The organism is Cupriavidus neocaledonicus (genome assembly GCF_000372525.1).
In the GTDB taxonomy this organism is placed as follows: domain Bacteria; phylum Pseudomonadota; class Gammaproteobacteria; order Burkholderiales; family Burkholderiaceae; genus Cupriavidus; species Cupriavidus neocaledonicus.
This window is the reverse complement of record NZ_AQUR01000030.1, coordinates 1-3,839: the sequence shown is the minus strand read 5'-3', so window position 1 is coordinate 3,839 and position 3,839 is coordinate 1. Positions and strand designations below refer to the sequence as shown.

Here is a 3,839-nt window from a genome sequence, read left to right as displayed (position 1 = left end):
GCGACAACCATGACCTAACACTCACCGACAATCATCCCGGCCAACCGGCCAAAATGATTGTCGCTGGACCGGCCGTCCTGCTTGACGCTATCTAAGCGGTTGATGATCAGCGTATTTGGCAACCAGTATGTGAGCGTGCAGTCCCGCCGTGGCAATGCCGCGCTCATCGGCCGGCTTGGCGCCGCAGCCTGGACGATGCAATCACAACAGGCGCAGGCCTTCTTGCGCCGCACCTGCCGAATCACCCTGAATGAATTGCTGATGATATCGAGTTGCTCCGAGATGTCCTCGCCCAGCGGCTTGAGCTTACCGCCGCACTCTGGACAGGCTTCGGTCTCGGGCTCGAGAATGCGCTCCTCCCGCTCCAGGTGCTCCGGCAACGGCTTGCGTACCGCTTTCTTCCGGACAGAAGGGGTTGCCTGCGGATCGACTTCGGTTTCAGCCGCACCTTCCTCGGCCAGCAGATCTTCCAGTCGGGTCTCAAGCTGTTCAATCTGTCGATCCAGCTTCTCGGACTTCTGGCCAAACTGCATCCGCCTCAGCTTTGAGATCTGCAGATTTAGCTGCTCGATCTCCATGGAGCGGACCGCCAAGGCCCGTTCCATGAGTACGATCGATTCCCGCTGTGCCAACACCAAGGCCTTCAGGGCCTCAATGTCGTCGGGGAGATCGCTGGGGTCGATTGGCATGCGCGGCAGTTTACGCACATGCCGCAAGGTTTACAACACCGACTGTGGCGGCCAGGTGCGCTCGGGCTGCTTCCAGTTAATCCCCTCCAGCAGCATCGACAACTGCGCTTGCGTCAGGTGGATCTTGCCGCTGTCGGCCTTCGGCCAGACGAAACGTCCACGCTCCAGGCGCTTCGAGAGCAAGCAAAGTCCATCGCCCGTTGACCACAACACCTTGATGACGTTGCCGCGCCTGCCGCGGAAGACGAAGACATGGCCGGAGAATGGGCTCTCTTGCAGAGTCGCCTCCACCTTCGCGGCGAGCCCGTTGAATCCACAGCGCATGTCGGTCACGCCTGCAGCGATCCAGATGCGTGTTCCCGCCGGCAACCCGATCATGGCGTCAAACGGTCCAGTACCGTACGCAACGTGCTCGCGTCGACTGCCCCTTCGATGCGAATCACCGCTCGGCCCAGGCGGATCTCGATGGCGCCGTGCGGCGGCGTCGGCTCGCAAACCGCAGCGCCCGGACTCATTGGCATCGGACCGGGTGGCGAGCTTGGGCGTTCAACCGTCACCGGCAACAACACCGCAGCTTCCTGGCACTGCTCCGTTCGATAGCGTCGGCGCCAAGTGAACAGCATGTTCGCGTTGATGCCATGCTCGCGCGCCAATTTCGATACCGAGACACCCGGCTCACACGCAGCGGCTGCCAATCGCCGCTTGAATTCCTCGTTGTAGTTCGGCCGGCCTTTGCGACCGCCGGCAACTGGTACTTCCTGTAACTGTGACAAAGTAGTTCCCATCACTATTTGGTGGGAACTACTTTGGCGCCACTCTACTGAACGGTACAGACGGTGCTTGCGACTCGCTTACTCATAAGCTGAGTGGTCTCGCAATTTACCGAGGAAAGACTTGCGCATGGAGAACCGCGGATCAACTCAGACCATCGGGCATTAGCACCAGAAATGCAAACGGCCCGCATAATTGCGGGCCGCTTTGTCAAGACATGATGCAAAGTTACATCACTCTGGATCGGCAGATGGTTGAGTTGCACCGCTCTTTTCTTCTGCAGCGCGCCGCTTCGCCTCTGCCGCAGCGCGAGCCGCTGGGCCATCCTCTCGAAAATTCAGCGATGGCAATCGTAGCTCACCGTACCAACACCGACTTGTAACGGTTGCGATTTGCTCTCTGATCGCACCATAGAGCAAAGACGCACCATTCACAACAGCGATTTCGAGACGTTCCGCCGCGTCAGGGAACCCATTTGGTATCGAAAAATATCCCACACATTCGACATCAATCTTGTAAGGAACTTCTTTCTCCGGGCCGTCACTGACTTGAATCCCTAACGCAACCATATAGTCGCGGACCTCCCCGCCTTCTAGCTTATCAGCTTCGGCATGGGTAAGGGAACAATGAATATTTGCTCCCCAGGTATCAATTGGCGCGGGGTTCTCTACTGGATCCAGCGTCTCAGGCTCATTTCTGGGATAGACGCTCACGTGCAAGAATCTAAGCGAATTGAGCTTTAATGGACTCGGTCTCATACCTTAGGCTGCTTCTAACTTATAGCTCTGCATGCTCTTCAGTGCCGCAGGCAAGTTCGAAGCTGGAGCGTCATAATCGAGCGACATTTCGTAGGCTGCATTCTTGCGCTGAACAAAGCGGGCCATACTATGCACTGTCCCGCCTGTCTGCACATCAACTGCAAGTTCATCCTCTTCGCTGCTCTCGGATACAAAGACCTTCGAGTAACAGGAAATGGGAGAATCTAACAGCGTATGTTTGAGGACCGCGTGAACCACACATCGTGCGTCCTTTAACACTCCATCCGCTTCCAGGATGGTAGAGATTCGGGACACTTCCTTGGAACAGATCGCCGTCGCAACCTCTTCCTCACCTGCCGCATGAGCAAGCCATGCCAATGCAGTCGGGACCTGTGCAGCTACGCGGATGAGTTTGTCCATTGATGCGGATTGGGTCACATCATCCGCTTCGTACTTCGAAAAGGCGACCGGCCCACCACCGAATATTTTTACTGCCTGTACCTTCTTCAGGCCTGCGCCGACACGGATGGCATGAACCTCTTGCCCGGTCAGAAGACACTCTAGCTTTTTACGAAGCTCCACTACCGCGCGCTTGTTCTGACGCATGTCAGACGCTGACGCGTAGTCACTGCCACACTCCTCACAGTGCGACATGACAAATGGCACAGAGAACGTTGCGCCCTTGTGCTCGATCTCATTTTGTCCATACACGGACGCGACATGGCCTTCCCCGCACACATCGCAGAGAACATGCGTAGTCATTTGGATCTCCCGTTACTGATGCATTGATACGAGTAGGATCAGCTTGCCAGTACGATTGATGGCTAGCTTGACGTAGTACTCCTGAGTGATGTCTTTGTAGGCGTACTCATTCCATTCCTGGCGAATCAGTACATAGACATCACATGCCGCCCAAGGGCCGCCCGGCTGCTTCTCGCACCATTCAGAGCCCTTGAAAGTGCCCGACCGAACAGCGTCCTTCACCAGAGTGGCTAGCTCTCTTGCGTCCAGCTCATACTTCTGGACGTCCCTAGCGCACTTTTCGGTGAATGGAATGACTGGCGCATAGTTCTCGCCATCCGCCCCAACCTCGAGCAGCGCGATGAGTGCCGCAGGATCGTAAAGAGGCCCATCTGCCTTCCCCTGAATTTTACGACTGCCTCCACCTACATCTGAGGGACTCGCTCCGGCGTATTGGCTTACGTTCTTTCGATTATTTACCACCGTGGTAAGTTCCGCAAGAGATTTCTAGCCATCCATGGCTACTGTTCGTTGGGTTAGTCACAGAAAAAGCGCCGCATAAGCCACTAATACTACGCTTTTGGCCGATTGAGCGCCGATGTTACCAAAGCCTCTCCCCAGAGTCGTTACCCCGCAAGTGCGGCACGGCAGCTGCAACGAGAGCGCGCCGAGCGTTGTAAATCGGAAACACTTTGAAGAAGCCGCAGAGTCTCCTAGGAATGCTCTGCACAAACGGGAATCGAGTGTGCTTGGCCGTTTAACAGGAAGCTGAATGCGCCACGACTCCAACCTATCAGCCCGGAGCGAAGGTTTCTGGCACGCGCGCAGCAGCATTCGCGGGCTGTGCGCGAGGCATCGGCGTGAGTCAGAAACGCGCTCA

General features: G+C 56.5%; 5 protein-coding genes and 1 pseudogene. All 6 read right to left on the bottom strand.

Going from position 1 to position 3,839, the window contains the following annotated elements; all coding sequences use genetic code 11:
- Positions 1 to 93: 93 nt before the first annotated feature.
- Positions 94 to 689, bottom strand: a pseudogene (locus A3AG_RS0100320) (transposase domain-containing protein); the annotation flags it as partial.
- Positions 690 to 719: 30 nt separating this feature from the next.
- A complete protein-coding gene (gene tnpB, locus A3AG_RS0100315; RefSeq protein WP_012354753.1) occupies positions 720 to 1,067 on the bottom strand; it encodes an IS66 family insertion sequence element accessory protein TnpB in 348 nt (115 codons plus the stop codon).
- Positions 1,064 to 1,474: an IS66-like element accessory protein TnpA gene (gene tnpA / locus A3AG_RS32420; RefSeq protein ID WP_081479552.1), complete on the bottom strand. Its 411-nt coding sequence runs from the start codon at positions 1,472 to 1,474 to the stop codon at positions 1,064 to 1,066. The genes tnpB and tnpA overlap by 4 nt, the downstream gene beginning before the upstream one ends.
- 219 nt (positions 1,475 to 1,693) lie before the next feature.
- Entirely contained in the window at positions 1,694 to 2,173 is a 480-nt protein-coding gene (locus tag A3AG_RS32415; protein ID WP_157625308.1) for a protein-export chaperone SecB, read from the bottom strand.
- Positions 2,174 to 2,221: 48 nt separating this feature from the next.
- Positions 2,222 to 2,980, bottom strand: a complete 759-nt coding sequence (locus A3AG_RS0100305; RefSeq protein WP_012354751.1) for a type II toxin-antitoxin system MqsA family antitoxin — start codon at positions 2,978 to 2,980, stop codon at positions 2,222 to 2,224.
- 12 nt (positions 2,981 to 2,992) lie between these two features.
- Positions 2,993 to 3,442 carry a hypothetical protein gene (locus A3AG_RS34285; protein ID WP_012354750.1) on the bottom strand — a complete coding sequence of 150 codons (450 nt, stop codon included), beginning with the start codon at positions 3,440 to 3,442 and terminating at the stop codon, positions 2,993 to 2,995.
- Between the last annotated feature and the right edge of the window lie 397 nt (positions 3,443 to 3,839).

Excerpts from the sequence above, each read along its gene's own strand:
- tnpB (WP_012354753.1), bottom strand. The coding sequence starts at position 1,067 with ATGATCGGGTTGCCGGCGGGAACACGCATCTGGATCGCTGCAGGCGTG.
- tnpA (WP_081479552.1), bottom strand. The coding sequence starts at position 1,474 with ATGGGAACTACTTTGTCACAGTTACAGGAAGTACCAGTTGCCGGCGGT.
- A3AG_RS0100305 (WP_012354751.1), bottom strand. The coding sequence starts at position 2,980 with ATGACTACGCATGTTCTCTGCGATGTGTGCGGGGAAGGCCATGTCGCG.